General features: G+C 65.7%; 31 protein-coding genes and 1 tRNA gene. 15 read left to right on the top strand and 17 right to left on the bottom strand.

The features are described from left to right. Positions 1 to 21: 21 nt before the first annotated feature. Both FOS14_RS11035 and FOS14_RS11030 read right to left on the bottom strand, forming a co-directional pair. On the bottom strand, positions 22 to 666 hold the full coding sequence (locus FOS14_RS11035) for a TetR/AcrR family transcriptional regulator (protein WP_143770406.1): 645 nt from the start codon (positions 664 to 666) through the stop codon (positions 22 to 24). A gap of 61 nt (positions 667 to 727) precedes the next feature. Continuing rightward, positions 728 to 1,321: a TetR/AcrR family transcriptional regulator gene (locus FOS14_RS11030; protein ID WP_143770553.1), complete on the bottom strand. Its 594-nt coding sequence runs from the start codon at positions 1,319 to 1,321 to the stop codon at positions 728 to 730. A gap of 141 nt (positions 1,322 to 1,462) precedes the next feature. Here FOS14_RS11030 and FOS14_RS11025 point away from each other — a divergent pair. From FOS14_RS11025 to FOS14_RS11010, 4 genes are all read left to right on the top strand, one after another. Further along, positions 1,463 to 1,533, top strand: a tRNA-Gln gene (locus FOS14_RS11025). A 35-nt stretch (positions 1,534 to 1,568) separates the two neighbouring features. Further along, positions 1,569 to 3,062, top strand: coding sequence for a bifunctional UDP-N-acetylglucosamine diphosphorylase/glucosamine-1-phosphate N-acetyltransferase GlmU (gene glmU, locus FOS14_RS11020; protein WP_143770405.1), 1,494 nt, complete (start codon positions 1,569 to 1,571; stop codon positions 3,060 to 3,062). Beyond that, entirely contained in the window at positions 3,059 to 4,039 is a 981-nt protein-coding gene (locus FOS14_RS11015) for a ribose-phosphate diphosphokinase (RefSeq protein ID WP_143770403.1), read from the top strand. Before glmU ends, FOS14_RS11015 begins: the two co-directional genes overlap by 4 nt. Next, positions 4,040 to 4,675 carry a DUF2461 domain-containing protein gene (locus tag FOS14_RS11010; protein ID WP_143770402.1) on the top strand — a complete coding sequence of 212 codons (636 nt, stop codon included), beginning with the start codon at positions 4,040 to 4,042 and terminating at the stop codon, positions 4,673 to 4,675. Here the strand turns inward: FOS14_RS11010 and FOS14_RS11005 are convergent. After that, positions 4,672 to 4,989, bottom strand: a complete 318-nt coding sequence (locus FOS14_RS11005) for a hypothetical protein (RefSeq protein WP_143770400.1) — start codon at positions 4,987 to 4,989, stop codon at positions 4,672 to 4,674. The genes FOS14_RS11010 and FOS14_RS11005 overlap by 4 nt on opposite strands. A 153-nt stretch (positions 4,990 to 5,142) precedes the next feature. On the opposite strand from FOS14_RS11005, the gene FOS14_RS24725 reads away from it, so the two are divergent. From FOS14_RS24725 to FOS14_RS10995, 4 genes are read left to right on the top strand one after another with little or no spacing between them, the layout of a single operon-like run. Then, on the top strand, positions 5,143 to 5,304 hold the full coding sequence (locus FOS14_RS24725) for a hypothetical protein (protein ID WP_185981731.1): 162 nt from the start codon (positions 5,143 to 5,145) through the stop codon (positions 5,302 to 5,304). After that, entirely contained in the window at positions 5,301 to 6,203 is a 903-nt protein-coding gene (locus FOS14_RS11000) for an HD-GYP domain-containing protein (protein ID WP_255450245.1), read from the top strand. The genes FOS14_RS24725 and FOS14_RS11000 overlap by 4 nt, the downstream gene beginning before the upstream one ends. 11 nt (positions 6,204 to 6,214) lie before the next feature. Further along, entirely contained in the window at positions 6,215 to 6,403 is a 189-nt protein-coding gene (locus FOS14_RS24970; RefSeq protein ID WP_221936694.1) for a response regulator transcription factor, read from the top strand. Positions 6,404 to 6,457: 54 nt separating this feature from the next. Next, the gene (locus FOS14_RS10995; protein WP_143770398.1) at positions 6,458 to 6,886 is read left to right on the top strand and encodes a nuclear transport factor 2 family protein; all 429 of its coding nucleotides are present in this window, start codon (positions 6,458 to 6,460) and stop codon (positions 6,884 to 6,886) included. Positions 6,887 to 6,901: 15 nt separating this feature from the next. Here FOS14_RS10995 and FOS14_RS10990 read toward each other — a convergent pair whose 3' ends face one another. The 6 genes from FOS14_RS10990 to egtA all read right to left on the bottom strand — a co-directional run bounded on the left by FOS14_RS10990 (position 6,902) and on the right by egtA (position 13,983). Then, entirely contained in the window at positions 6,902 to 7,897 is a 996-nt protein-coding gene (locus FOS14_RS10990; RefSeq protein WP_185981730.1) for a zinc-binding alcohol dehydrogenase family protein, read from the bottom strand. Between the two features lie 120 nt (positions 7,898 to 8,017). Then, a complete protein-coding gene (locus FOS14_RS10985; protein ID WP_143770394.1) occupies positions 8,018 to 9,601 on the bottom strand; it encodes an NAD(P)/FAD-dependent oxidoreductase in 1,584 nt (527 codons plus the stop codon). A 115-nt stretch (positions 9,602 to 9,716) separates the two neighbouring features. After that, on the bottom strand, positions 9,717 to 10,646 hold the full coding sequence (egtD, locus tag FOS14_RS10980) for an L-histidine N(alpha)-methyltransferase (RefSeq protein WP_143770551.1): 930 nt from the start codon (positions 10,644 to 10,646) through the stop codon (positions 9,717 to 9,719). 48 nt (positions 10,647 to 10,694) lie between these two features. Next, positions 10,695 to 11,444, bottom strand: coding sequence for an ergothioneine biosynthesis protein EgtC (gene egtC / locus FOS14_RS10975; RefSeq protein WP_143770393.1), 750 nt, complete (start codon positions 11,442 to 11,444; stop codon positions 10,695 to 10,697). Between the two features lie 2 nt (positions 11,445 to 11,446). After that, positions 11,447 to 12,757 carry an ergothioneine biosynthesis protein EgtB gene (egtB, locus tag FOS14_RS10970; RefSeq protein WP_143770391.1) on the bottom strand — a complete coding sequence of 437 codons (1,311 nt, stop codon included), beginning with the start codon at positions 12,755 to 12,757 and terminating at the stop codon, positions 11,447 to 11,449. Further along, on the bottom strand, positions 12,754 to 13,983 hold the full coding sequence (egtA, locus tag FOS14_RS10965) for an ergothioneine biosynthesis glutamate--cysteine ligase EgtA (RefSeq protein WP_143770389.1): 1,230 nt from the start codon (positions 13,981 to 13,983) through the stop codon (positions 12,754 to 12,756). The genes egtB and egtA overlap by 4 nt, the downstream gene beginning before the upstream one ends. Positions 13,984 to 14,172: 189 nt before the next feature. Between egtA and FOS14_RS10960 the strand changes: the two genes are divergently transcribed. The 3 genes from FOS14_RS10960 to pth all read left to right on the top strand — a co-directional run bounded on the left by FOS14_RS10960 (position 14,173) and on the right by pth (position 16,777). After that, on the top strand, positions 14,173 to 15,345 hold the full coding sequence (locus FOS14_RS10960) for an aminotransferase class V-fold PLP-dependent enzyme (protein ID WP_143770387.1): 1,173 nt from the start codon (positions 14,173 to 14,175) through the stop codon (positions 15,343 to 15,345). 167 nt (positions 15,346 to 15,512) lie between these two features. Then, complete coding sequence (locus FOS14_RS10955) at positions 15,513 to 16,172, top strand: 50S ribosomal protein L25/general stress protein Ctc (RefSeq protein ID WP_143770385.1); 660 nt, start codon at positions 15,513 to 15,515, stop codon at positions 16,170 to 16,172. A gap of 23 nt (positions 16,173 to 16,195) precedes the next feature. Then, entirely contained in the window at positions 16,196 to 16,777 is a 582-nt protein-coding gene (pth, locus tag FOS14_RS10950) for an aminoacyl-tRNA hydrolase (protein WP_143770383.1), read from the top strand. A gap of 67 nt (positions 16,778 to 16,844) precedes the next feature. Here pth and FOS14_RS10945 read toward each other — a convergent pair whose 3' ends face one another. Further along, the gene (locus FOS14_RS10945) at positions 16,845 to 18,131 is read right to left on the bottom strand and encodes an NAD(P)/FAD-dependent oxidoreductase (protein WP_143770380.1); all 1,287 of its coding nucleotides are present in this window, start codon (positions 18,129 to 18,131) and stop codon (positions 16,845 to 16,847) included. A gap of 93 nt (positions 18,132 to 18,224) precedes the next feature. Here FOS14_RS10945 and FOS14_RS10940 point away from each other — a divergent pair, with 93 nt between their 5' ends. Further along, on the top strand, positions 18,225 to 18,863 hold the full coding sequence (locus FOS14_RS10940) for a TetR/AcrR family transcriptional regulator (RefSeq protein WP_255450244.1): 639 nt from the start codon (positions 18,225 to 18,227) through the stop codon (positions 18,861 to 18,863). Here the strand turns inward: FOS14_RS10940 and FOS14_RS10935 are convergent. Next, positions 18,860 to 20,017, bottom strand: a complete 1,158-nt coding sequence (locus FOS14_RS10935) for an alkane 1-monooxygenase (protein ID WP_255450243.1) — start codon at positions 20,015 to 20,017, stop codon at positions 18,860 to 18,862. The genes FOS14_RS10940 and FOS14_RS10935 overlap by 4 nt on opposite strands. Before the next feature lie 225 nt (positions 20,018 to 20,242). On the opposite strand from FOS14_RS10935, the gene FOS14_RS10930 reads away from it, so the two are divergent. Then, positions 20,243 to 21,880 carry a peptide chain release factor 3 gene (locus FOS14_RS10930; RefSeq protein ID WP_143770376.1) on the top strand — a complete coding sequence of 546 codons (1,638 nt, stop codon included), beginning with the start codon at positions 20,243 to 20,245 and terminating at the stop codon, positions 21,878 to 21,880. A gap of 9 nt (positions 21,881 to 21,889) precedes the next feature. Here FOS14_RS10930 and FOS14_RS10925 read toward each other — a convergent pair whose 3' ends face one another. The 4 genes from FOS14_RS10925 to FOS14_RS24720 form a co-directional block, all read right to left on the bottom strand. Further along, positions 21,890 to 22,564 (bottom strand): pyridoxal 5'-phosphate synthase, encoded by a 675-nt coding sequence (locus FOS14_RS10925; RefSeq protein WP_255450242.1) that lies wholly within the window; start codon positions 22,562 to 22,564, stop codon positions 21,890 to 21,892. Continuing rightward, on the bottom strand, positions 22,561 to 22,974 hold the full coding sequence (locus tag FOS14_RS10920; protein WP_143770374.1) for a VOC family protein: 414 nt from the start codon (positions 22,972 to 22,974) through the stop codon (positions 22,561 to 22,563). Before FOS14_RS10920 ends, FOS14_RS10925 begins: the two co-directional genes overlap by 4 nt. A gap of 3 nt (positions 22,975 to 22,977) precedes the next feature. Then, complete coding sequence (locus FOS14_RS10915) at positions 22,978 to 23,481, bottom strand: nuclear transport factor 2 family protein (protein WP_143770372.1); 504 nt, start codon at positions 23,479 to 23,481, stop codon at positions 22,978 to 22,980. Positions 23,482 to 23,553: 72 nt separating this feature from the next. Continuing rightward, on the bottom strand, positions 23,554 to 24,444 hold the full coding sequence (locus FOS14_RS24720; protein WP_185981724.1) for an Abi-alpha family protein: 891 nt from the start codon (positions 24,442 to 24,444) through the stop codon (positions 23,554 to 23,556). Between the two features lie 342 nt (positions 24,445 to 24,786). Between FOS14_RS24720 and FOS14_RS10905 the strand changes: the two genes are divergently transcribed. Then, on the top strand, positions 24,787 to 25,584 hold the full coding sequence (locus tag FOS14_RS10905) for a universal stress protein (protein ID WP_143770369.1): 798 nt from the start codon (positions 24,787 to 24,789) through the stop codon (positions 25,582 to 25,584). A 62-nt stretch (positions 25,585 to 25,646) separates the two neighbouring features. On the opposite strand, the gene FOS14_RS24715 is transcribed toward FOS14_RS10905, so the two are convergent. After that, positions 25,647 to 25,790, bottom strand: coding sequence for a hypothetical protein (locus FOS14_RS24715; protein WP_185981723.1), 144 nt, complete (start codon positions 25,788 to 25,790; stop codon positions 25,647 to 25,649). Between the two features lie 191 nt (positions 25,791 to 25,981). Here FOS14_RS24715 and FOS14_RS10900 point away from each other — a divergent pair, with 191 nt between their 5' ends. Further along, positions 25,982 to 26,227: a hypothetical protein gene (locus tag FOS14_RS10900; RefSeq protein WP_143770367.1), complete on the top strand. Its 246-nt coding sequence runs from the start codon at positions 25,982 to 25,984 to the stop codon at positions 26,225 to 26,227. A 34-nt stretch (positions 26,228 to 26,261) separates the two neighbouring features. Here FOS14_RS10900 and FOS14_RS10895 read toward each other — a convergent pair whose 3' ends face one another. Next, positions 26,262 to 26,813: a DUF6230 family protein gene (locus FOS14_RS10895; RefSeq protein WP_143770365.1), complete on the bottom strand. Its 552-nt coding sequence runs from the start codon at positions 26,811 to 26,813 to the stop codon at positions 26,262 to 26,264. Between the last annotated feature and the right edge of the window lie 47 nt (positions 26,814 to 26,860).

Below are 26,860 nucleotides of genomic sequence, written 5' to 3'. Positions count from 1 at the left end.
GTTAAGGTATGCCGCTCAAGTCTATTGGTAGCGGTTCAGACGCCTCGCCGCGAACTCCCGGAAGTAAGCGAGCTTGTCCTCCGGCACGAGCGAGGGCAGCAGGTAGTACCACGCCCGCTCCATTCGGCCGGCCATCTGATCGATGGACTCCGTGCCCGCGGCCACGACGTGCACGCCGGCGTTGATCTCCTGCAAGAGCATTCCGACCACCGAGGGGTCCAGATCGGCCCGCAGATCGCCCTGTTCGATCGCGCGTTCGGCCAGGATGTGATGCGCCTTGCCCCACGGGAGCACGGTGCTTTCACCGGCGTTGTTGCGATAGTCACCGATCTGGTGGTTCAGCTTCAGCATCGCCGCGACCATCGGGTCGTTGCGAGTCAGGTCGGCCAGCACGAACGAGATCCCGATGCAGGCTTCCAGCGCCGGGGTGCGGGTGTCGAAGAACGCCTTGCAGGCGACGTTGAGGCGTTCGATCCCTTGCTCGACGACGGCACGCGCTAGCTCTTCCTTGGAACCGAAGTGAAAGTAGAGGGCGCCCTTGGTGACGTTCGACTGGGCGATGATCTCGCTCAGGCTGGCATTGGCATAGCCGAGGCGCAGAAAGACGTCCGCGGCGCCCGCAAGCACGGCGTCACGGGTGATTTCGGCGCGCGCCTGCCTAGCCATGACTCATTAACCCCGTTCTCAGCTTTTGTGCACCGTAACACCGTGGTGGGTCAGTTCGTCGTCAACCCGACCGCAGCTGCGGATTGGACTCGAGGTTTGTCAGCCCGTTCCAACACAAATTGACCAGATGCGCCGCCACGATTTCCTTCGAGGGCGCGCGCTCGTCCAGCCACCAGGTGGCCGTTGTCGACACCATGCCGACCAGCGCCTGCGCGTAGAGCGGCGCCAAATCGGGATCGAGCCCGCGGCGGGCGAAGTCACCCGCCAGAATGTGACTGACCTGGCCGATGGCCTCGTTGAGCAGGCTGGAGTAGGTGCCCTCACTGGCCGCGACCCGTTGGTCGCGCACCAGAATGCGGAACCCGTCGGTGCGTTCCTCGACGTACGTGAGCAGCGCCAGCGCCACCTGCTCGACCCGAAGCCGCGACCTGGTGCTGGTCAGCGGCGCGCTGATCATCTCCAGCAGCGTCGACATCTCCCGGTCCACCACCACGGCATAGAGGCCTTCCTTGCCGCCGAAGTGCTCGTAGACGACCGGCTTGGACACCTGGGCGCGCTGCGCGATCTCCTCGATGGACGCCGCGTCATAACCACGCTCGGCGAACACAGAACGCGCGATCTCGATCAACTGCTGACGCCGCTGCGTGCCGGTCATCCGGGTGCGCTGCGCCCGCTCCGGCATCGCCGCGCCGTTGTTGGGTTGCACTAAGGTTCCGCCTCTGATGTCATGCCACTCGTGGTGATGCTGACCCTATTCGACGGCACACACCTCAACGTGCGAGGATCGTTGGCGCCATCCGCCGTGGTGTAATGGCAGCACCTCTGATTTTGGTTCAGATAGTCTAGGTTCGAGTCCTGGCGGCGGAGCAGCCCGACCTGCAGTAAACGCCCGAGGGAGCTTTATGCCAGCGCAGACCGCCGTTGTCGTTCTCGCTGCTGGCGCGGGCACACGGATGCGGTCGAAGACGCCCAAGGTGCTGCATCCGCTCGCCGGCAAGAGCATGCTCGCCCACGCGTTATACGCGGCGGATGCCATTTCGCCGACGCATCTCCTCGCGGTCGTCGGCCATGATCGCGAGCACGTGGGCGCGGCCGTCGGACAGATCGCAGACGAACTGGGTCGCAAGATCGACCTGGCCGTGCAGGAAGAGCAACTCGGCACCGGCCACGCTGTGCAATGCGCACTGGACGTACTACCCGCGGATTTCACCGGCGACGTGCTGGTCACGGCCGCCGACGTACCGTTGCTCGACGGACACACGCTCTCGGCCCTGCTCGACGAGCACCGCAGCTACCCGGGTCGGCCCGCCGTGACGGTGCTCACCTTCGTGCCCGACGATCCGAACGGTTACGGCCGGATTGTGCGGGACGCCGACGGCGAGGTCGCCGAGATCGTCGAACACGCCGACGCCACCCCGGAGCAAGCGGCCATCACCGAGGTCAACTCCGGTGTGTACGCGTTCGACGCCGAGGCCCTGCGCGCCGCAATCGGCCAGCTGAGCACCGAAAACGCCCAGCACGAGCTCTACCTGACCGATGTTTTGAAGATCGCCCGCCAATCCGGCCGCGCCGTGTTCGGCGCGCTACTGGCCGACCCCGCCAAGGTGACCGGTGTCAACGACCGCGTCCAGCTGGCCGACGCGGGCCGGGTGCTGAATCGCTACATCTTGGAACGGCACATGCGCGCTGGGGTCACGATCGTCGACCCGCAGAGCACCTGGATCGACGCGGACGTCCAGATCGCTCGCGATGTCACCGTGCTGCCCGGCGTGCAACTGCTCGGCTCGACGACGATAGAAGAGGACGCCGTCGTCGGTCCCGACACGACGCTGCGGGACGTCAGCGTGGCCGAGGGTGCAGTGGTGATCCGCAGTCACGCCGAGCAGTCGAGCATCGGGCCCAACGCGACGATCGGTCCGTTCGCCTATTTGCGCCCCAACACGGTGGTCGGCGAGTCCGGAAAACTGGGCGCGTTCGTCGAAAGCAAGAACGCCGAAATCGGCGCGCACTCGAAGGTGCCGCACCTCACCTACGTCGGTGACGCGACAATCGGCGAGCACAGCAACATCGGCGCGTCGAGCGTGTTCGTCAACTACGACGGCGTCAACAAACATCGCACCGTCGTCGGCTCCCATGTACGCACCGGGAGTGACACGATGTTCGTGGCCCCTATTACGGTGGGCGACGGCGCCTACTCTGCGGCCGGAACCGTGTTACGACGCAGCGTGCCACCCGGCGCACTCGCCGTCTCCGGCGGTGCACAACGCAATATCGAGGGCTGGGTTCAGCGCAACCGCGCTGGCACAGCCGCAGCGGCGGCCGCCGAAGCCGCCCTGCACCGGCACGCAGGCGAGAAATCGGACAGCCAAGAACAAAAGGATGGCGAAAAGCAGTGAGCGCGTTTTCCGTTGACAACTCCAAGAGCCTCATGCTGTTTTCCGGGCGCGCGCATCCGGAGCTTGCCGAACAAGTCGCCAAAGAACTCGACGTGGCCGTGACACCGCAGACGGCCCGCGACTTTGCCAACGGCGAGATCTTTGTCCGGTTCGAAGAGTCGGTTCGTGGCTGCGACGCCTTCGTGCTGCAGAGCTACCCCGCGCCGCTGAACCAATGGATCATGGAGCAGCTCATCATGATCGACGCGCTCAAGCGCGGTTCGGCCAAGCGGATCACGGCGATCTTGCCGTTCTATCCCTATGCGCGCCAAGACAAGAAGCACCGCGGCCGCGAGCCCATCTCCGCCCGCCTGATCGCAGACCTGCTGAAAACGGCTGGGGCAGACCGAATTATCACGGTCGACCTGCACACTGACCAGATTCAGGGCTTCTTCGACGGGCCCGTCGACCACATGCACGCCCAAGGCCAGCTCGCCGAATACATCCGCGAGAAGTACGGCGTGGAAAACATCGCGGTGGTTTCCCCCGACGCCGGCCGGGTACGCGTGGCCGAGAAGTGGGCCGACACCCTCGGTGGTGCGCCGCTGGCGTTCATTCACAAGACGCGTGACCCGCTGGTGCCCAACCAGGTGAAGTCCAACCGCGTGGTCGGCGAAGTCGCGGGCCACACCTGCATCCTGATCGACGACATGATCGACACCGGTGGCACCATCGCGGGTGCGGTGAAGATCTTGAAGGAAGCCGGCGCGGCCGACGTCATCATTGCGGCGACTCACGGCGTACTCAGCCACCCGGCGGCCGAACGCCTCGCTGCCTGCGGCGCCAAGGAAGTGATCGTCACCAACACGCTGCCGATCACCGAGGAAAAGAAGTTCCCCACGCTGACCGTGCTCTCGATCGCACCGCTGCTCGCCCGCACGATCCGCGAGGTGTTCGAAAACGGCTCGGTGACAAGCCTGTTCAACGGATCGGCGTAGATGTCTGGCGAGTTCACCGGAATCCCATTGGCGGCCTTGGATTTCTACGAGGATCTGGAGGCCGACAACAGCAAGGTCTGGTGGACCGCGCATAAGGACGTCTACGACAACGCCGTTCGCGGACCGATCACCGCGCTGATGGCCGAGCTCGAAGACGAGTTCGGACCGGCCAAGATCTTTCGTCCGTATCGGGATGTTCGTTTCTCGCGGGACAAGTCGCCGTACAAGACCGCGCAAGGCGCCTTTGTCGGCACCGCGCCGGGAGTCGGCTACTACCTGCAGGTCAGCGCCGCCGGCCTGCTCGTTGCCGGCGGATTCCACCAGGACTCACCCGCGCACACGGCCCACTACCGCGCGGCCGTCGACGCCGCCCACAGCGGCGTCGAGTTGGTGCGCATCGTCGACAGCCTTGCCGCTCAGGGCTTTTCCATCGGCGGCGAGAAGCTGAAGACGGTGCCCCGGGGATTCGCGCCGGATCACGAGCGCATCGAGTTGCTCCGGCATAAGTCGCTCACCGCGGGCCGGACGTTCGGAGCGCCGGAGTGGCTCAGCACCGCGCGCGCGGCAACCGAAGTACGGGAGTGCTGGCGTGCCATCGGCCCCTTGGTCGACTGGCTCACCGCCGCGCTGCACTAACCGTGTTGTTGATCTTCGCTATTGGGCGTGCCACCATTTTCGGCGCTGGTATCGCTACTGCGCGGATAAATGACCGTACGGGCCATCTGCACGGGATTGCCGATGCGCCACCACGCTAGTCGTTCGACCAGTTCGGCTTTGGCGGTCACCGGAACGTCGCGCAGGTCAAGCATCGCCCGGCGCACCACGCCGACTATCTCATCGATCTTTACCGTCGGGAACTGCCGAAGCAGCCGCTCGGCCACTTCTCGGGTCGTCTCGTCGGTCGCGTTGGTGAGTTCGCTCTCCTGAGCGCTGTCGCGTTCGTCGTCCATTCGCGGCCCCCGTCCTGCCGTCGACATCTGACCATCAGCACCGCACCCACATGAAGCCTGTTTTGCCCGTAGTAGTCAATTGTAGGTACGAATTGGGTACCCGGGAAAGGCAAGATCAACTCTTCCCGACCGAATCTGGCACACAATTGACTAGTGCCCGACGTTGTTGACCCGAACGCGTCGTCCGGCGTGCGCCTCGCCGAGTCGGTAGCCTCCCTGTCGCTGGCTACCGACCTTGGTCTCGGCCAGCCGCCTTGTGCCATTGCCAAACCACCGGCGACATCGCGGATCGGCTCGGACTCGATGCGGACGTGACGGCTGCGCTGCCGCAGGCCTTCGAACGATGGGACGGCAAGGGCGCTCCGCACGGATTACGCGGCGAACAGATCAGCGCGGTCATGCGCGTGGTGCACATCGCCGACGATTCCGAAGTATTCTTGCGCACTTCAGGATTGGACGCGACGCTACAGATGCTGCGCTCGCGCGCCGGCACCGAGTTCGATCCTCGAATCGTGCGGTGCTGCTGCGACAACGCTGAGCAGATCTTTGGCGGTATCGACGGAATCGACGCCTGGAACAGCGTGTTGGCCAGCTCGCCGGTGCTGGAAACGCCGCTGACCAGAAGAGAGCTACACGCGGCGCTGACCACCTTCGGCGACTATGCCGACTTGAAATCGCCGCTGTTTCTTGGTCATTCGCGCGCGTTGGCAGCGCTGGCAGCAGCGGCCGCAAGGCAGGCGGGAATGGATCGGGACGACGTCGAACTTGTCGAGCTGGCCGCGCTGGTGTGTCGACTCGGGGTCATCGGCGTATCGACGGGCGTGTGGAACAAACCCGGCCCGCTGTCGGACATCGAGTGGGAACGGGTACGCACGGTGCCGTATCTGACCGAGCGGGTGCTGCGTCGACAACCGTTGCTGCGCACCATCGGTTCGATCGCCGGCATGCTTCACGAACGCATGGACGGCTCCGGTTATCCGCGCGGGATCGGCGGCGGCATGATCGCACCGACCGCCCGGATTCTTGCCGCCGCTGAGGTATATCAGGCTGCCGGCGAGGCGCGCTGCCATCGCGGTGCGCTCGGACCCAAGGAGCGTGCGACGCTGTTGCGCGACGAAGTCACCGCCGGCATCTCGACGCCTCTGCTGTCGAGGCGGTTCTCGGTGCCGCAGGGCATATTTCGCGCAAGCGGCAGGCCCTGGTCGCGGGGCTGACGCGGCGCGAAGTGGAGGTGCTCGCGCGGGTGGTGCGTGGGCAATCCAACCGCCAGATCGCCGCCGAGTTGTCGATCACCCCGCGAACCGTCGGTAGCCACGTCGAGCACATCTACACCAAGATCGGGGTTAGCACCCGAGGGGCAGCGGCGATGTTCGCGATGCGCCACGGCCTCGTGGAGCCGGCCGCGGACGAGTAAAAGATCGGGCGAACGACAGATGTTTGCGACGCGGTGCCGCCGTAGAAAATACCTATGACTACAGCCACGACGCCCACTACCCGCGCACAGACCTCCTGGTTGGCGGGTGGCCAACTGTTGGACGCGTTGACGGCGCGCGATTTCACTGCGCTACACCAGAGTTTGGCCGACGACGTCCGGTTGCGCGCGCTGGTGCCTCCCGGGCCATTCGAAGTCAGCGGCGCCGAGGCGGTGACCGGGCAGTTCCGCACCTGGTTCGGTGGCGATGACTCATTCGAGCTGGTCGCCACCTCGCTCGGCCGGGTCGGGGATCGGCTGTACCTGCGCTGGCAAGTCCGAATGCAGCCAACCGGCGACACGGCAGCCGCCCGGATCGCCGAACAGCATGTGTTCGCCACGGTGTCGGATCGAATCGACTCGCTCGACCTGGTGTGCTCGGGGTGGCAGGCAGACCCAGGACGGTTGACTGACCGCAGTCGGTGACCGGGGTTCGGGGACCTATGGCACGAGCACGGCCGCACCGCTGAATCGGCCCGCGGAAAGGTCGGCAAGCGCCTGCGGGGCGGCGTCGAGTGCATAGGGATGGCTCGTCACGTCAAGGTGGTGTTCACCGGCGAACCGCAGGAATTCGGCGGCGTCGGCGCGGGTGTTCGACGTGACGCTGCGTAACTGGCGCTCGAGGAACAGGTGCTGCTGGTAGTTCAGCGGCGGGATATCGCTCAGGTGAATTCCGGCCACGGCTAGCGTTCCGCCCGAGTCCAGCGCCTCCAACGCCGGCGGAACGAGTTCGCCCACCGGGGCGAACAGAATGGCGGAGTCCAGCGGTTCGGGCGGCGGATCGGCTGCACCTTGGGCCGATGCGGCGCCGAGCTCACGGGCTAATTCCTGCGCCGCGGACCCGCGGGTCATCACGTGAACGCGGATCCCGCGCGCGAGGGCCACCTGCGCCGTCAGGTGTGCGCTGCCACCGAACCCGTAGATCCCCAGCGTCCCGTTGGCGGGCACCTGCGCGCGCAGCAACGCGCGGTAGCCGATGATTCCGGCGCACAGCAGCGGCGCTAATTCGGTGTCGGAGTAGTTCGTCGGCAGTTCGAGGGCGTAGTCCGCGGGAACGGTCGCGTACTCGGCATACCCGCCGTCGTGGTCCCAGCCAGTGTAAAAGGACCGCGGGCAAAGGTTTTCGGAGCCGCGCAGGCAATATCGGCATTGTCCGCAGGTATGTCGCAGCCACGGTATGCCGACGCGCTGACCGACGTCGAACCGGCCCGTCGCACCGGCGTCGACGACTTCACCGACAATCTCGTGACCAGGCACCACATGCGCGCGGTGAACCGGAAGATCGCCCTCGACCACGTGCAGGTCGGTGCGGCAGACGCCGCACGCCAACACCCGCACCAGCAATTCGCCGTCGCCGGGTTGCGGGACGGCCTCCGTGTGCTGTTCGATCGGGATCTCGTCGATGGGCGCCGGCGTCGCCACCCGCCAGGCCCGCATTCGATCGCTCATAGTCCCAGTGTGCCGCGCTCCCCTACGGCGCCGTTGCCGCGCGCGACCTTGCTCCCCAACACACCGCGCACGGGGTGTCGCGGGACAAAGTCGCGCGCGGCAGCTGAGCTACCTGCCGGCCCCCACAAACGGAATCCGGCCGGCCGCGCCGCGGATGAGCTTCGTCGCCGAGGACGTCAAACCCTGACCGTTGCGGCCATGCCCATTGCCCGACGCTCCGGGTCCGGAGAACTCCAGTACTCCGTCCTCGATCGGCGCATGCCGCAGGGTCGGCATGTCCCGGTAGTAGTCGTGCGGGGCCTTCCACGGCGCTCTACTGCCTTGACGGGGCATGACGGCGTTGCCGCGCTGGATGTATCCGGACGTCAATGATGCGCCCATGAGCGAATCTTCGGTTCGGTCGTCCGGCGCGCTGTGCGGTACGGCCACCGTGTAGCCCTTGTCGCGCATGTGGTTGAGCAGGCGGGCGAAATACGTTGCCGCCAGGTCTGCCTTGAGCGTCCAGGAGGCGTTGGTGTAGCCGAGCACGATCATCGCGTTCGGCATGCCGTCGAGCATGACGCCCTTGTACAGCAGCAGGTCATGCGTCTGGATTTCCTTGCCGTCGACCTCGATCGAAGCCCCGCCGAGCACCTGAATGTTCAGGCCGGTAGCGCTGACGATGATGTCGGCCGGGATCTCCTCGCCCGACTCCAACTTGATGCCGGTCTCGGTGAACTTCAGGATCCGGTCGGTGACGATGGACGCCTTGCCGCTGCGCACCGCCTTGAAGAGGTCGCCGTTGGGCACCACACACAGTCGCTGGTCCCACGGCTTGTAGGTGGGCGTGAAGTGACGCATGTCGATGTCCGGTCCGACATGCATGCGCACTGCGTTCAGCAGCATCTTGCGTGCCACGTTCGGCTGTGCCCGGGCCAGTTCGTAGAACCCGCGCTGGATCGCGATATTGCGAGCGCGGCCGAGCTTGTAGATCACCGACTGCGGCATCGGCGTCTTCTTCAGGCCAGCCGAAATCGGGTCATCACTGGGGAGCCCGACGATGTAGGTGGGCGATCGCTGCAGCATGGTGACGTGCTCGGCGTCGTCGGCCATAGCCGGAATCAGGGTGATCGCGGTGGCGCCACTGCCAATGACCACGACCCGCTTGCCGCGGTAGTCGAGATCGGCGGGCCAGTGCTGCGGATGGATGATCTGGCCCGTGAAGTCCTCTTCGCCGGGGAACGCGGGCTTGAAGCCCTCGTCGTAGTTGTAGTAGCCGGTGCAACAGGCGAGGAAGTTGCTGGTGTAGATCTCCTCGTCGCCGGTGTCGCCGTTGACGGTGCGCACCGTCCATTGTTCATCGGCGCTCGACCAACTGACCGCGGTCACCTTCCGGCGAAAGCGAATGTGGTCGGTGATGCCGTACTCGTCGGCGGTTTCCTGCAGATACTGCCGGATGTGGGGGCCGTCGGCCAGAATCTTGGTGCCGTGCCACGGGCGGAAGCCGAACCCGAATGTGAACATGTCCGAGTCCGACCGAATCCCCGGATAGCGGAACAGATCCCACGTCCCGCCGATGGCATCACGCCGATCGAGAATCGTAAAGCTGCGTCCCGTCTTCTCTCGAACCAAATGGGCAGCCACGTCGATGCCCGACAACCCCGCACCGAGAATGAGGACGTCGACGTGGCGGCCGGCGGAATCTGCACTCATTTCACACCGCTTTCAGGCGACCGCTGATTTACCGGTACCGCTAGTTACACCAGTATTGAACAGCGCCGCAGCGAGCCGCGCAAGCGGGCGACCCGATCGCCGCTGGCATCTTCGCCTACTGGCGCCCGGCCAGCACCAGCGCGAACCGCTGCAACGGATCCGTCCACACCCTTTCCACGCCGAACCCGCTGGCGCTCAGTTCCGCTTCGAAGCCATCGAGCCGGAACTTCGCCGAAATTTCGGTGCGCAATTCCTCGCCAGCGGCAAAGTCGACCGTGAGGTCAAGCGCGCGTATGTGGGCGCGCATGGCCGCACTGGCGACCAGTCGCATCTCGATCCATTCGTTGTCCGCATCCCATACCGCGACGTGCTTGAACCGATCCGGCCGAAAATCGCCGTCGAGCCGAGAGTTGAGCACATGCAAGACATTCCGGTTGAACTCCGCGGTCACCCCGGCGGCGTCGTCGTAGGCAGGCACCAGCACGGCGGGATCGGTGACCAACCCGATGCCGAGCAGCAACTGCTCCCCCGGCCCCAACACGTCGCGGACGCCTGCCAGAAACTCGGCACGCTCGTCGGGCACCAGGTTGCCGATGGTACCGCCGAGAAACGCGATCATCCGACGCTTACCGCGTGGCAGGTTGTGCAGGGTGTCGGTGAAGTCGCTGATCACCCCATGCACCGCTAGGCCCGGAAACTCTTCGGTGATCTGCGCCGCGGCGCTCGTCAACGCTGACTCCGACACATCCTGGGGCACGTACATGTGCAGCGAGCCCTGATCGCGCAGGGCCGATAGCAACAGCCGCGTCTTCTCCGACGATCCCGAACCCAGCTCGACCAGAACGTCCGCCTGCGACACGGCCGCTACCTCGGTAGCGTAGCGGCGCAACAGCTCCCGCTCGGTGCGCGTCGGATAGTACTCGGGCAATTCGGTGATCTTCTCGAAGAGTTCACTGCCGCGAGCGTCGTAGAACCACTTGGGCGGCAGCCATTTCGGCTGCGAGGTGAGCCCGCGCATGGCGTCGTCGCGCAGCGCGGCGGTCATCTGGTCATCGGTGAGATGCACCTCGACGGTCACGGACAATCCGGCCTCCTAAAAAGCTTCGATGCAGACATGACCCGGCACGGCGGTGACGATCCGGCGATCGCCGACGGGCTGCCAGTTGGGGTCGCGGTCGTAGGGCTCGGAGCTCAGCACCACGCTGGCATCGTCGGACAGGAGCGAAAGAGAGTGGTAGTACGTTGTTGCCCACAGTGTCTCGCCATCACTGAGCAGAATGTTGAGCCGCGCATCCGGTGCCGCCGCGACGACGGAACCGGCAAATTCGGCGAGTTCACCGGCAACCCAGTCGGAGCCGCGTCGTTCCTGGGTCAATCGGGCACGCAGCTGCAGCCACAGCGCAGCTGAATCCGTTGGCGCTTCCAATTCCAGCAGGTGCGCTGGCGACAGCGAAGTGGCCAACTGTCCCAATGTCGTTCGCCAGTTCGGTACGACCCCGTTGTGACTGAAGGCCCACCGGCCCGCCGTGAACGGGGCGCACGCGCCGCGGTCCACGGGCATTCCCACCGTCGCGGAACGAACCGCCGCCACCACCGCCGTCGCCTCGATCTGGCTGAGCACGTCCCCGACGGCCGGGTCGGTCCAAATGGGCATGGGGTTGCGATAATTCGACACCGAGCCGTCGGTTCGCCACCAGGCGACGCCGAAGCCGTCGGCGTTGATGGTCCCGCCTGCGCGCATGTCGCGCGGCGCCCAGGATTGCCGGTACAGGCTGTGCTCCCCGCGCAGAACGGGCTCGCTGACCGCGACCGCGGGTCCGAGGTAACCCAGATGCCGACACATCACTACCGCAGCTCGTCCTCGGAAAGCGAACGCGCGCAGCGGAACCCTGCGAAAATCTGGCGCCGAATCGGGTGATCCCAGTTGCGGAAGGTCCCTCGGCACGCGATCGGATCGGTGCCGAAGGATCCACCGCGCAAGACGCGGTAGTCACCGCCGAAGAACACCTGCGAGTACTCCGCGTAGGGAAACACCTCGAAGCCGGGGTAGGCGTCGAAACCCGATGAGGTCCATTCCCACACGTCGCCGATCAACTGGTGCACGCCCAACAGCGACGCCCCTTGCGGGTACGCGCCGACGTCGGCCGGTTCGAGGTGGCGCTGGCCGAGATTGGCGGTGGCGTGGGTCGGCTCGCCATCGCCCCAGGGAAATCGGCGGGACCTGCCCGTCACCGGATCGAACCGGGCTGCCTTCTCCCACTCCGCCTCGGTGGGTAGGCGCTTACCCGCCCACCGGGCATAAGCTTGCGCCTCGAAGAAGCACACGTGCATGACCGGTTGGTCCGGCCGGATCGGCGCGAGTCGCCCGAAGCTGCGGCGCCACCACGCACCGTTGGCATCGCGTTCCCAGAACTGCGGCGCAACAAGATCGGCCTCGACTCGGTGCGACCAGCCGCGCTCGCTCCACAAGTCGCGCCGCTCGTATCCACCGTCGTCGATAAACGCCGCGTACTCGGCGTTGGTCACCGGCGCGCGATCGATGGCGAACGCCGGCACGAAGACTGGGTGCGCCGGACGTTCATTGTCCAGCGCCCACGGGTCGGTGGAGGTGCCCATGGTGAACTCCCCCGCCGGAACAATGACCTCACCGTGCAGTCCCGTGATTGCGGCCGGTGGCGGTGCTGCGTCCAGAACCGCCGTGCCGGTGCGTAATTGGTGAGTGGCCAGCATGGTCTCGTCGTGCTGCTGCTCGTGCTGAGCGATCATCGCGAACGCGAAGCCCTCGTCGATGAGCCTGCTGCCGTGCAGGGGGTTGCGATCGAGGACGTCGAAAGCCTTTTCCCGCACGGTGGCTACGTATCTGCGCGCCTCGGTCGGCGAAAGCAGCGGCAGCGCGGGCCGGTTTCGGCGGGCGTGTTTGAACGCGTCGTAGAGATGGTCGATGTCGGCACGCACGGGCTCCCGGCCGCCGACGTCGCGCACCAGCCACAGCTCTTCCTGATTGCCGATATGGGCCAGATCCCACACCAGTGGGCTCATCAGAATCGAGTGTTGCGCAACGAGTTCGGCGTCGGTCACGCTCTCGGTCAGCAAGGTGGTCCGCGCGCGGGCGGTCTGCAGGGCAGCGGCGAGGCGGTCGCGTACGTCTTCGCTCATTCCTGACTCTCCAGCGGCGTGCGTCCGGCTCGGCACCGGCGGGCCGCGTTCGCTATCGGGGTGACAAGCACCGGTTCGGCGTGTGCAGCCGCAAGCTCCAGTAACGAGATTGCCGCAGAACGTAGCTCACCGTCGCGGAGTCCCAGCCGCGCGGCATCCAACCACCGTCCCGCGGTACCGGCCGCAAGGCTGTGCGCTTCGGGAACCACTGCGGGTGCGCGCATCAGGGCGTCGATGACGGCGATCGGAACAGCCCAGTCGTGACCACGCTGAGCGTCGATGTAGCGCACCTCGAGGTGACCGGCCGCGCGAATCGGTGGGAACAGCGTGCTCAGGTGGTACCGGAGATCGTCGTGGTCGGGGCGTCGCCCGAGTTGGCTGTCCAGCGCCCCGTCGATCCAGTCGCCGAACGTCGCTCCCGGTGGCGGCGTCCAATCGGCACCGGGACGCCGGACACACAGCAGTGGCGCCTGCACCGCCCACCGTGCGTACTGCGCAACGGGATCCGGGCCGTCGACAGGCACGTTGGTTCGCGCGGGATCTAGCTGCAACCACGCCCGCATGCGTTGCGACGCCCATACGCCGTCGGGTGCGCCGAAAAGCCTTGGCGAACAAGCGAACGCGGCCAGCAGCGCCGGACCGATCGCGTAGAGCGCGCGCCACCGCTGGGCGATCTGCGCCGGGGACGCTCCGGCATCCAGCGACACCTGCGTGGCGGCAGTGTTGCACATCATCAGTGTGCCGAAGCAGCCGATCGAGGCGAATCGCTGCTCCATCGCGGCGTAGCGGGGCAATTGCAACTGCCGTTGCGGCGGACGTGCGGCGTCGGCGGCCGCGCCGGTCAAGCGAATCGAATGCGCGTCGAGGAGTTTGCGCAGGAAGCCTTCGTCGCTACGCAGCAGCCCGCACAACTCGTCGGCCGAAGCCACAGGAGGGCTGGAAAGTTCGATTTGGCCGCCCGGTTCGATAGTGATCACACTGCCCGCCGGAAGCGGCAAGGCCGGCGAGCTGGGCGAAAGAGATTTCGGTGCGTACGGACCGAGGGCGTGTCGCACGAGGGACAGGTCGGGCCGGGCACCGTGGTTGGCAGTCCCTGGGCGATGCAGGCAGGTAAGCCACTCGAGTTCCGCGCCGACCAGCACCGGTGGGCCCACCTTGAAACACACGCCGCCGACGAACGCCTCGGCGGCCGCGCGTGAGGTCAGCTCACTGGTTTGCAGCAACATTGCCGTCAGGCCCCGACCGGGGAGTATTGGTGATTCTTCGCAGTCCTCATCCGAACTCCGCTCTGCCAATGTGCGCGAACCGTGACAGCAGTAGTTCCCACGACACTAGGCGCACTAACCGCGCGACGCATCTGCAAATTCGCGAACCCGACATGCCGGGACGCTGTGCCGGGAGAATAACCTCGGCGCATGCTCGATATGGCGCTAGTTCGGGCGGACACGCCCGGGGCGGCAGGTCAGGTCTTTCTCGACAGCGCCGGGTCCTCCCTGCCGCCGCTGCCGGTGCTCGACACGGTGATCGGACACCTGTGCCGCGAAGCCGAAGTCGGCGGCTATCGCGCCGCTAATGAACGCCTCGAGGACCTGGCCGCGGTGAAAGAAGCCCTTGCCGCGTTGATCGGCGCCAGTGCCGAATCGATCGCGCTGAGCGACAGCGCGACCCGGTCCTGGAGCGACTTCTTTCATGCCGTTCCGCTGCGAGCCGGCGATCGGGTGCTCATCTCGGAGGTCGAATACGCCAGCAACGCCATCGCGGTGCTGCAGCGGGCGCGCGCGGTTGGCGCGACCGTCGAGGTAGTGCCGAGCGATCCCGCTGGCCAACTCGATGTCGACGCGCTGGCCACGATGCTCGATGAGCGCGTGCGACTGGTGTCGGTGGTGCACGTGCCCACCAACGGCGGCCTGGTCAATCCGGTGCGCGCGGTTGCGGAACTCAGCCACGACGTCGGCGCACTGGTGCTGCTCGATGCCTGCCAGTCGATGGGCCAACTGCCGGTGCGAGTCGATGACCTCGGCGTCGACGCGTTGTCCGGAACGGGACGGAAGTGGCTGCGCGCCCCGCGCGGGACCGGATTCCTCTACGTGGCTCCGAGCGCCTTCGGACGACTCGAACCGGCCGCGCTCGACCTGCACAGCGCAGCGTGGACGGCGCCTGACGAGTTCCACATGGCCGCCGACGCGCGCCGGTTCGAGTTCTGGGAATGCGACGTGGCGGCCCGTCTCGGCCTTGGCCGGGCGGCGCGGTATCTCCTCGATCTCGGGCCCGACGCGGTGTACGGCGCAGTGTCCGAGCGGGCCGCTGGCCTGCGCGAACGCCTGGGTGAGGTGCCGTTCGTGACGGTGCGTGACCTGGGCGATCAGCAGTGCGGAATTGTGTCGTTCACGGTGGACGGCGTCGAAGCGGTCGAGGTTCGCGACCGGCTCGCCGCCGCGTCCGTCACCGTCACGGTAAGCCACCGCTCGTCGACCCTGCTGGACATGCGTCGGCGCCGGCTCGACGCCGTCGTTCGCGCCTCGCCGCACTACTTCGTCACTGAGGCTGACCTCGACCGGTTCGTCCAGGTGCTGAAGGGGCTGCGCTGAGCGGTGCCACGATGTCGGGTAAGCTGGTCGGGCTGTCTCGGCGAGGGTGCGGCCGCACCGGCCCACCGTGATCGACGCGACTGCGGCTCCTTCCTGGTCGCGGCGTGTCGGCGCCGCCAGATAGCGACCGAAATGCACACAGCACGTAACCGAGGAGCTCATTCGTCATGCCGTCCGATGTAAACCGTCTCGAAGCCCAGGTCCGTACCGAATTCGGTAAGGGCGCCGCACGGCGGACCCGCCGCGCCGGTCTGGTTCCGGCGGTTCTGTACGGCCACGCCACCGACCCGCAGCACCTCGCGCTCGACGCCCGCAACTTCGCCGCCGTGCTGCGCGAGAACGGCAGCAACGCGGTGCTCACCCTCAACATCGATGGCAAGGAGCAGCTCGCGCTGACCAAGTCCGTGGTGGTGCACCCGATCCGTCGCTACATCGAGCACGCCGACCTGCTGGTGATCAAGCGTGGCGAGAAGGTCACCGTTGACGTGCCGGTCGTCGTTTCCGGTGACGCCGCCCCCGGCAGCCTCGTCACCCAGGACGCCACCACCGTTTCCATCGAATCCGACGCGCTGTCCATCCCCGAGCAGATCGAGGTGTCGGTCGAGGGCGCCGAGATCGGCACCCAGGTGCTGGCCGGCCAGCTCGACCTGCCCAAGGGCTCGACCCTGCAGGCCGACCCCGAAACGCTGATCGTGAACGTGATCGCCGCACCCGCCGAGGAAGAGTCCGCCGAGGAAGAGGCGGAAGCGGAGGCCGCGAGCGAAGAGGGTGGCGAGGGCGAGGCTGCCGGCGAGGAGGCGAGCGAATCGGCCGAGGCCAGCGACTAACCAGCAGGCTGATACCGCTCGTCATGATCAATCCCGCTACGGGGCCGGCGCTCGTCGTCGGCCTGGGCAACCCCGGGCCGCAATACGAACGCACCCGCCACAATGTGGGATTTCTGGTCGCCGACGTGCTGGCCGGACGGGTCGGCGCAAAGTTCAACGCGCACAAGAAGTCCGGCAGTGATGTTGTGCAGGCGCGGTTTGGCGATCGCGCAGTGGTGATCGCCAAACCGCGTTCCTATATGAACCTTTCGGGCAAGCCGGTCGCCGCGCTGGTCCGCTTCTTCTCGATCGATCCCGCCAACCTCGTTGTGGTCCACGACGAACTCGACATCGACTTCGGGTCGATCCGGCTCAAGCGCGGCGGCGGCGAGGGCGGCCACAACGGGCTGCGCTCCATTTCGAATGCATTGGGCACCAAGGATTATCTACGCACCCGGGTGGGCGTCGGGAGGCCGCCGGGGCGAATGGATCCGGCCGACTACGTGCTCAAGCCGTTTTCCGCCCCGGAGCGCAAGGAAGTTCCGCTGATCTGTGAGCAGGCCGCCGACGCCGTCGAATTGCTGCTGCGAGTGGGACTCGAGGCCGCGCAAAACCAGTTGCATTAACGCACGGCTCGATGTGCTCAGTTGGTCGAATTGCACACGCTGAGCGCCTGAATCGCGGGTAAACCGACTACTTCGACGCGAGCCGCCGTCGCGCTCGAGCCCGATAAATCTCGTTGCGTATCCCGGCCCCGATCTCGCGCGAGGTCGCCGCGAGCCGATCCGGCCGTTCTACCAGCGCCCAGGCCGCCGCCGCGAGAACCCTTCGCGCGGTGAACAGCTGCGCGGGCCGCACATCGTGGTTGAGCACCTTCAGGAACAGTCGCGTCGCCGCGGGATCCTCCCCGATGCTGCGCAACAACCGGGCAACGAGTGGACTCGCGGCTCCGGGCAGGCCCATATCGGCTGCCAGCCAATACATCTCGAAGGCGTCGCGGTCACGCCAGTGCCACCAGTCAGTCAACCGCGCATCGAGAGCACCGCCGTCGGCTGCGATCGCCTGCGCCAGCGCACGCGCCTGCCGAAAGGCGTCGGAAATGCCTTGCGCAGTCGTGAAATCCTTGAAATGCCCGGCGTCCCCGACCAACACCCAGCCGGGCCCGGCGCTGCACCGGAAGTAGCCGTGCCAGTCGGTCATCACGCGGATGGGGCCCACCCGGTCAGCGCCATCGAGCAAGGCAGGAAGTTCTGGGCACTGGGCGAGCGACTTGGCGAAAAACGCCTCTCGCGCGGCATGGAATTCGGGCGCCCTGGCGACGTCGATGCCGATGCCGGCCATGTATAGGCCACCGTCGGTGGGACTGGCCAGAAAAGCCAGATCGCCGGTGCGGCCCAGGAGCAGTCGTCCAGTTCGGTCGCCGACGCCGGCAAAGTACGCCCACGCCGGTGTGCGGCCCGGCGGCGTCTTCAGATACTCGGTGGCGCCGACCAACGCGGCAACCGTCGACTTACGTCCGTCCGCGCCGACGACCAGTCGAGCGGGAATGTCGCCGCCGTCGGTGCAGACGCCGGCGACCCGACCGCCCGGCTCGGTCAGCAAACCTGTCACGCGGCAGCCGGTTCGGACGTCCGCCCCAGCGGCCGCCGCCGCCTCGACGAGCAACGCATCCAGCGTCAGCCGGCGCACGCACAGCCCCGGAGCCCCGAACTCGTCGAGATCTATCGACGCGTCGATGCGGTCATCGTCGTTGACCATGGTGAACCAGTCGAGCGGGACGGCGCCGGTGGCGAGAACTGACTCGAGGACCCCGAGTTCGGCCAGGATGCGCACCCCGCAGGGCTGGATGACGTGCGTCGATGGGGTTTCGTGCGGGAAATTCGCCTTGTCGACCAGACAGACCCGCAGACCGCGCCGGGCCAGCAGAATGGCCAGCGGCGAGCCTGCGCAGCGGGCGCCAACGATAACGACATCGAACATCTCGAGCCTCCGCTCTCGCCATCTTACCAATGGTAAGTCTGCGCCACTTCGGCAAACTTATCAATGGTCAGATCTGGCGCTAAGGTGCCAACCGTGGAAAGAACCCAGCGCCCTTACCATCACGGCGACCTCGAACGCGCGGCAATCAGCGCCGCCGTCGATGAAGTTGCGGCCGTCGGCATCGCTGCCGTGAGCATGCGGCGCATCGCGCGCCGAGCGGGTGTGTCGCACGCAGCCTTGGCGTACCAATTCGGCGACAAGACAGGCATTTTCACGGCGGTGGCGACAGCGGGCTTCCGGCTGGCCACCGAGATGATTGCGCCGCATGCCGACGGGCCGGACGGCTTCGTCCGGGGTGGTCAGGCCTACGTCCAGTTCGCGCTCACCCACCCCGGCTACTTCGAGGTGATGTTCCGGCCGTACCTGTACCGGCTCGACAACCCGCAACTGATCGCGGCCCGCGACGCCGCCTTCGACCTGCTCTATGGCAGCGCCCGGACGAGCCTGCAAGCTCAGCACGGCCGGCCGGTGGCGACCGAAGACCTCATTGCCGTGGTGTTGGCGGGATGGTCGATGTCGCACGGATTCGCCACGCTCGCACTCACCGGCAACCTCGCCGAGCGCCTCGGCGACGACCCGGCGACGATCGCCACCCGCATGTCACGTGCAGTCGTGGAACTCGGCAGGCTCGCCGCCCACGCGGTGGACGCCGACCAAGCCCAACAAGACTAAGCGGACACCAACTCCGGCTCCGGCGCATCGACCCCTCGACGATGCACTTTGGAAAGGTCGCCGCCGTAGTGCGCCAGTACCCGCGGGTCCATCACCCGGCGCCACAGCGGGGGGAACATCGCCAGCAGCACCATCGTGGCGTAACCGGCCGGGAGCTGCGGTGACTCGGCGAACGAACGCAGGGTCTGGTACCGCCGGCCCGGGTTGGCGTGGTGATCGCTGTGGCGCTGCAGATGGAACAGGAAGATGTTGGTGACCAGGCGGTCACTGTTCCAGCTGTGTCGCGGTGAGCAGCGCTCGTAACGGCCATCGGCACGTCGCTCCCGCAACAGCCCATAGTGCTCGACGTAATTGACCGCCTCGAGCAGCCCGAAAGCAACAACGGCCTGCAGGATCAGGTACGGGGTGATCGCCGCGCCGAACGCCGCAATGAGTGCGCCGAACAGGACCGCGCTCATCGCCCACGCCTGCAGGATGTTGTTGTGCACGCTGAGCACGCCGCGACCTTGCCGGGCCAGCCGGTCACGTTCGAGCCGCCATGCGGAGCGGAAGCCACCAACCACACTGCGCGGCAGAAACGCCCACAACGATTCACCGAAACGTGAACTCGCGGGATCCGCGGGCGTGGCCACGTGGACGTGATGCCCGCGGTTGTGCTCGACGAAGAAATGACCGTAGCCCGACTGCGCCAACGCCACCTTGGCCAACCAGCGCTCGTGCTTTTCGACGCGGTGGCCCAATTCGTGCGCCGCGTTGATGCCCACGCCACTGACCAAACCGACGGAAACGGCCAGCCCGATTTTGTCGACAACCGTCAACGTGCCATTCGCCCACAGGTAACCAGCAACCCCGAGGCCGGCCAGCAAAATCGGGAGAAACAGATAGGTGCACCAGCGGTAGAAGCGATCGGCAGCCAGGTACGCAACAGCTTCTTCGGGCGGGTTGTCCCGGTTCTCGCCCACCAGCGCGTCGACAACCGGAATGACGATGAACATGACCATCGGACCCACCCACCAGAAGACGGGTTGTCCAGTATGAAGAACTGCCTGCGACGGCAGCAGCGCGCAGCCCGGCACGATCAACCCGAGCACCCACAGGTACCGCCGGCGATCGCGCCACCGTGGCCGGTCGGAGCCGATCGACGATGTATTCACGTGCCGCCTCCCACCGGTCAGACATTGCGGAAAAAAATTAGCTTGATCAACAACTTGCCCGGTTAGCTATCGGTTAGCAACCGATGATGGCGGGTTTCACAGCGCGTACGTCGAGGTGTCGGACGGCACGGACCGCCCAGAGCCGCTTTAGCCGTGAAATTGACCTTGTGCGAGTTCGACTACCCTGGTTCTGCCGGTCAATAGCCCCTCGGGAGAGGAATCAGTGTGTCAGTCGAGCCCGATTCGGCCGTTTCAGTCGCCGAACCGGCCGCCCCGAAGGGATTGCTGGCCGAGGTCCAACGCCGCCGCACATTTGCCGTCATCTCACATCCCGATGCCGGTAAATCGACGCTCACCGAGGCATTGGCGCTGCACGCCCGGATGATTTCCGAGGCGGGCGCCATTCACGGCAAAGCCGGCCGGCGCTCCACGGTTTCCGACTGGATGGAGATGGAGAAGGCGCGCGGCATTTCGGTCAGTTCCACCGCACTGCAGTTCACCTACGGCGACAGCGTGATCAACCTGGTCGACACTCCGGGCCACTCCGACTTCTCTGAAGACACCTACCGTGTACTCACCGCGGTAGACGCGGCGGTCATGCTCATCGACGCCGCCAAGGGGCTCGAGCCGCAGACGCTGAAGCTGTTCCAGGTGTGTAGACACCGCGGAATCCCGGTGATCACCGTGATCAACAAGTGGGACCGGCCCGGACGTGCGGCCCTGGAACTCCTCGACGAGATCCACGAACGAATCGGACTGGTGCCCACCCCGCTGTTCCTGCCGGTCGGTATCGCCGGTGATTTCCGTGGATTGCTGCGCCGCGGGAAAGGCGGCGAGGCGGCCGAATACGTGCATTTCACTCGCACGGCCGGTGGGGCGACCATCGCGCCGGAGGACCTGATGAGCCCCGAGGCTGCCGCGGCACGCGAGGGCGAGGCGTGGGAAACGGCCGTCGAGGAAAGCGAACTGCTCAGCGTCGCCGAGCAGGACCACGATCAAGAACTGTTCCTCGCAGGTACGACTTCGCCGGTCATCTACGCCTCGGCCATGCTGAACTTCGGTGTCCGCCAACTACTCGAGACCTTGGTGGCGTTCGCGCCCGCCCCGCGCAGCCGTGCCGACATCGACGGCCTGCCCCGGCAAGTCACCGATCCGTTCAGCGCCGTGGTGTTCAAGGTGCAGGCCGGCATGGACACCGCCCATCGAGACCGGTTGGCGTTCATGCGCATCGTGTCGGGGGTGTTCGAACGCGGCATGGTGATGACCCACGCGCAGACCGGAAAACCGTTCACCACCAAGTACGCCCAAACCGTGTTCGGCCGCGAGCGCTCGACCGTGGAAACCGCGTATCCGGGTGACGTTGTCGGCCTGGTCAATGCGACCGCGCTTGCCCCCGGCCACACGTTGTACCTGGACAAGAAGGTCGAGTTCCCGCCCATCCCATCCTTCGCGCCCGAGCACTTTTCCATCCTGCGCGCCGAAAGCGCTAGCAAATACAAGCAGTTTCGCCGAGCCGTCGACCAACTCGATTCCGAAGGCGTGGTGCAGGTGCTGCGCAACGACATTCGCGGCGACGCGGCCCCCGTGTTGGCCGCTGTCGGGCCAATGCAGTTCGAGGTGGTGTCGGCGCGGATGCGGACCGAGTTCAACGTCCAGGCACGGCTCGAGCCGTTGCCCTATTCGCTCGCTCGACGCACCGACGCAGACTCCGCCGACGAGCTCGCTCGCCAGCGCGGCGTGGAGGTGTTCACCCGCTCCGACGGCGTGCTGCTCGCGTTGTTCAGCGACAAGTGGCGCTTGCAGTACATCCAGAAAGAACTGCCGGACCTTACCCTCGAACCGCTTGTCGCGACAGCGGATTGAGGCAGCCGCTCAGGGCCACAGCGTAGTCAGCCGCCAGGAATCGGTGCCCTCGCGGCGGTATTGCCAGCGCAGATGCCGGCCGCTCGCCCCGGATTGCCAGAACTCGACGGTATCCGGCTCCAGACACCAGCAGCGCCAATGCTCGGGCACCCAATCGGGCTCGCTCTCAACCTTTTTCAATGCGTCCGCAACGGCGCTGTCGTAGTCGGCCGGGTCGGTCAGCGTCGCGCTCTGCGGACTCGCCGCCGCGACCGCGCGGGCATACGGTGACCGGTCGATGAAGTCGCGACTCGTCGTGGCCGCATCGCCAATCACCACATTCCCCCGTACCCGAACCTGACGCGCCTGCTCGCGCCAGTAGAACGTCAACGCCGCATGAGAATTCGCGCTGAGCTGAACACCCTTGGGCGACAACGCCGAACTGGAGAACCACCAGCCGCGGGCGTCGACGTCACGCAGGATCAGCACGCGCCCGTCGGCGGCGTCTCCGTCGACCGTCGACAACACGCCCACGTGCGGTTCTGCCACCACCCCGGCGGCTTGCCGCAACCAGGCAACGAAGACCTCGTGGGGTGCCGCGGTTGGCTGTGGCGCCTCGCCAACCGGCGGCGTGCCGCCTGACATCGCAAACGAGCGCAGCCAGGCGCGGATATCGCCGAGCTCGCTCGACCCGCCGGCCGTCACTGCTGTTTGATCGGTCCGCTGAGCATCCACCGGTGACCGAAGGGGTCGATGAGGGTGGCGTTGCGACGCCCATAGTTTTCCGAGATCCAGCGCTCCACGCGGCCGCCGGCGTCATGCGCGCGAGCCAGCACCAGATCGGTGTCGTCGACCGGCAGCATCAAACTGACCGAGGTGGCACCGGCCTCCGGGGCCGTCAGCCCCATCTCCGGAAATTCCTCGGCCAGGTAGATCATCCCCGTGTGCAGGCGCAGTTCAGCATGTCCGATACGGCCGTCCTCCATCGTGATCGGCTCGCCCACCAACTGCGCGCCGAACGCCTTGACGTACCAGTCGATCGCCGCGGCTGCCCCGCGCACGGTCAGGTACGGCAAGGCACCGGGGCTAGGAAACGCCTCGTCGGTTGCCCCCATGCCTCAACTCGCCCGGGGATTTTCGGCCATCGACCATGGCCCCTCGGCCAGCACCGACGCCCACCGGTTGGACGTCATCCGGAAGCTCGGTAGGTCACGCAGCGAAACCACAGCCTCGTAGGTGCGTTCGTAACCGGTGTGCGCGATCCGCCATTGCCCGTCATCACAAAGCACATACTCGTCGTGATAGAAGGCGGCGCCGCGCAGGATCATGCTGTGTTCGGGTATCAGGACGGTGTCGGCGAGGTACCAAACACCCGTCGCTTTATTGCCGTGCACATCGATCTCGGGGTGATCACAGTGGTGCTCGGTGATCACGTGCGGGCCAAGGGTATTGCGCATGAAGGCTACGAGCGCATCACGCGATTCGAACTGGAGGTACTCCCCATATGTCGAAGTGGCCTCTGGTACCAGCGTGTCGGCGAACTCATCCCACGACTTGGTATCGAGGCAACGCAGATAGCGATACTTCAATCGGCTGATAGCCGCAACCGCTTCGAGGTCCATAACTCAACGATCCCACCAATAGCGGGTGCGAGCGCCCGAAATTTCGGGAGAATTTCGCCGGAACGGTCTTTTTTATGACAGTTCGGTGTCGGGGTGGACGGAGCTGTCGAACGCCCCGGCCGTGAAAGCGTTCTCTCGCGACTCCAAGGTAAAAACTGTTTCGCAGAAATCGGCGCCGAAATCCGTGAGGGCAACCCGCTTTCGTACCACCTTCGGCGCGCGGCCCGCACGCTTGAGCGCCTCGACAACGATCGGTTGCACCTCGAGCACCTGGTAGCGGCCCAGCTCCACGGGGTCCGTGGACACCCTGATCAAACCGAGCCGGGCCAGGTTGATGGTGTACGTGCGGCGCCGGTTCAGGTGCCGGCAGCCGGCCTGCTCCGGAATGGACGACAGATCGCTGGCGATCAGTTCGGATCCAATGCCCAGCGGCCGATTGGTGCGCACATCCACTGCGGGCTGTGGCCCGGACAGCGCGAGATAACGCAGAATTCGAGCCTCGTCCGGGGCGAGTTCGTCGAGAATTCGCTCGTAGGCCGGATGCAGGTCGTCGGACACGGTCAGGTCGGCCGAACGCGCAAGTAATTGGTCCCCTCGCCCGCGCAATTCCTCCGCAGTTGTGGGCCGGGACGACAGCGCCGGCCCGTTCGGGGTAGCGATGCTCGACGGCACATAGCTGACGATCTCGCGCACCGATCCTTCGGTGACGCCGAGGACGCTGCGAGCCCACCAACGTAAACCAGCGGCCGCGCGTTCGGCGAACTCGGCGGACGTCTCACCTTCTTCGACCGCGCGGACCACCTGTTTGCCCGCGTCGATGGCCGCCCCGGCCACCCACTGGCCGCTCCGCACGACTGTGCCGGCGGCAAACCCGGCGATCCGGAATGCACTGCGAATGGCTCTGGCCTCGTTGCTGATGCGCTCCGGCGCGTTCTGCCGACGGCGGTCCAACTCGTTAGCCATTACCTACTGTCCGATCAGTTCGTCTTGTCACCCGGCAGGGCGACCGCCCAGCCGGATTCCGGCCTCTCACCTCAAGCCGGGGGCAAGTCACTGGTGGAATGCCCGTGAATTGCTCAGCACAATACCGTGCCGCCCATCGACTGCCCCGACTCCTGCGATGAATACCACACAGTCTCCGACACCACAGTCAACCACCTGTCGTAACGGCCCCAACGGGTATCCGCAAGGCCCGGTGATCAGCCGAAACCTGGTGGTAGCGTCGGAATTAATGTCGGTGCGCGGTGTATGGAGAGCCGTCGCGCCGGGCAGCATCCTTATCCTCTTTCCTTAAGGACAAGCTGAATGGATAGCTACCCCCAGGTTTTCATCGGAGCCGACGGTTCCGAGGACGCCGACTCAGCCATCCGGATCGCTGGCCAGATCGCCGCCCGGCTCGACGTCCCGGCCACGGTGGTTACCGCATGGGAAGGCGACTCCGATGTGCCGGGATCCCAAGACTACGAATGGGCGCGCGGTGTCGGCGATGCAGCGGTGGACCAGCTGCGTGAGCTCGGGGTGACCGACGTGCGGCAGGACCAGCCGACCGGATCGGCCACCGACATCCTGCTGAAAATTGCGACCGACGCGCCCGACAGCCTCCTCGCCATCGGCGCCCGCGGACTCAGCAGCCCGACGAGCCGCCTGACCGGCAGCCTGTCGAATCACCTGTCCCATCACAGTCCCGCCGACCTGCTTCTCGCCCGTAGTCCCGTGCCGTCCCAATGGCAGTCGGTGGGACTGACGACCGACGGTTCGGCCACCTCGCGCATTGCGGTACGGCGCGGTCTGGCTGTTGCGCTTGCCCTCGGCGCCACACCGCACATCGTCACCGTGGCAAAGGATGAAGCAGAAGGCACGCGGCTGATGAAGTCGGCCCTGGCAGAGATTGAATTGTGCCAACCGGACCTGACTGTGGAGCGCGATGTGCTGCTGGGCGTACTGGCTTCCAAGGCGCTGGTGGAGGCCAGCCGCGACTATGACCTGATGGTCATCGGCAACCGGAGCATGAGCGGACGTTCGCGGCTGCTTGGCTCGATCGCGAACAAGGTCACCCACAGCGCCGAGTGTCCCCTGCTGCTGGTCAACACGACCCGCGAATAATTGTGAGCCGCAGCACAATCAATTCCTGAATGTGATTGCGGAAACAATTTCCAGTACGGCGTTTACTTCGCGAATTCTTCACTATTGCCGACGGCGGTTGTGTGACGGTCGCCTCGCGCGGTGACGATATCCGTTACGCGGCGTTGCAGTGACTTCTGAAATCGCAGTTCAAACGGTATTTTCACGGCCTTGGTGAGCGTCGTCACAACCACCCCCACCTTTGTGAGCGCGACCGCAAATGCCTTCCCGTCGGATTCCACCTCGACCAATATTGGTTATACGACGCAGCGACACCGGAATGGTAGATAGCTCTTCGAGAGAAGCCGATGAACCAATTCCACGCGCAACCGCGACTGACTTCCACTCACAAGGTGGTTACTACAGAGAGGAGCCGACCATGTCCGAGCTTCCCGTTTTGATCGTTGGCTATCTGTTTGCCGGCATGGGCTTTTTGGTCGACCACGCACTGCTCGTCGGCGCGGCCATCGTGCTCGCCTGGCTGCTACTGCTGGTACCGGCCGGCGTTTGGGGACGCGCGCTCAATGCCGTAAAGCGCCCGTTTGCCGTCCGTACCGACGCTGTCCGCCATGCTGAGGTCCCCGCGCCCGTGCGCCGGACCCGCGAGCTGCAGCCGACCCACTGAGCAACCGAGCGAGCAACGGCCGAACTGCCCGCCCTCACGACGGGGTCGGGCAGTTGCGGTCACCGAACGCGAACGTTCCGCGCACGCTCGGCGCCGACAAGCCAGCAGGCACTTGGATGGTCGAGATGGTGCCCGTGACGTTCTGCAGTTCAGCTGCTTCCGACTGCAATCCGAATTCATCCGGCTGACCGTCGAGCGTGATCGGCGAACCTGCCACGGCCACATCGCGGCCGTTCTTGTTGATGGCGGTCGTTCCTTTGAGGACGATTCTGGCGTCGGCCTTGTAGGCGTCGAGTATCACGCCGCCCAACTCGATATCGGCGGGCGTGTTCGGCCCCCCAACCGTGACCATCAACGTGACCACCTGGCCCAGCAGGCTCGCCTTCTCGGTGATGCACAGATCCTTCACCGAAGCGTGCTGTAGACCGAACCGCGCCACCCACGACTGATGCACTTTGCCGCTGGAGTCCTTGACAGGAACCGGCTTCACGACGGCGCCGAGGCCAGTGCCCTGCAGGCCGCTGGTCGTCAGTGTGCCTTTGGCCTGGGTAGCAGTGATAGTCGTGGCGAGTGCACCGTTCATCATTGCCACACCCAGCCCGGCGCAAACACCCAGACTAAGCACCAGAGCGA

It is taken from the genome of Skermania sp. ID1734 (assembly GCF_007489285.1).
Lineage (GTDB): Bacteria > Actinomycetota > Actinomycetes > Mycobacteriales > Mycobacteriaceae > ID1734.
This window is presented reverse-complemented; position numbering and strand designations above follow the sequence as displayed.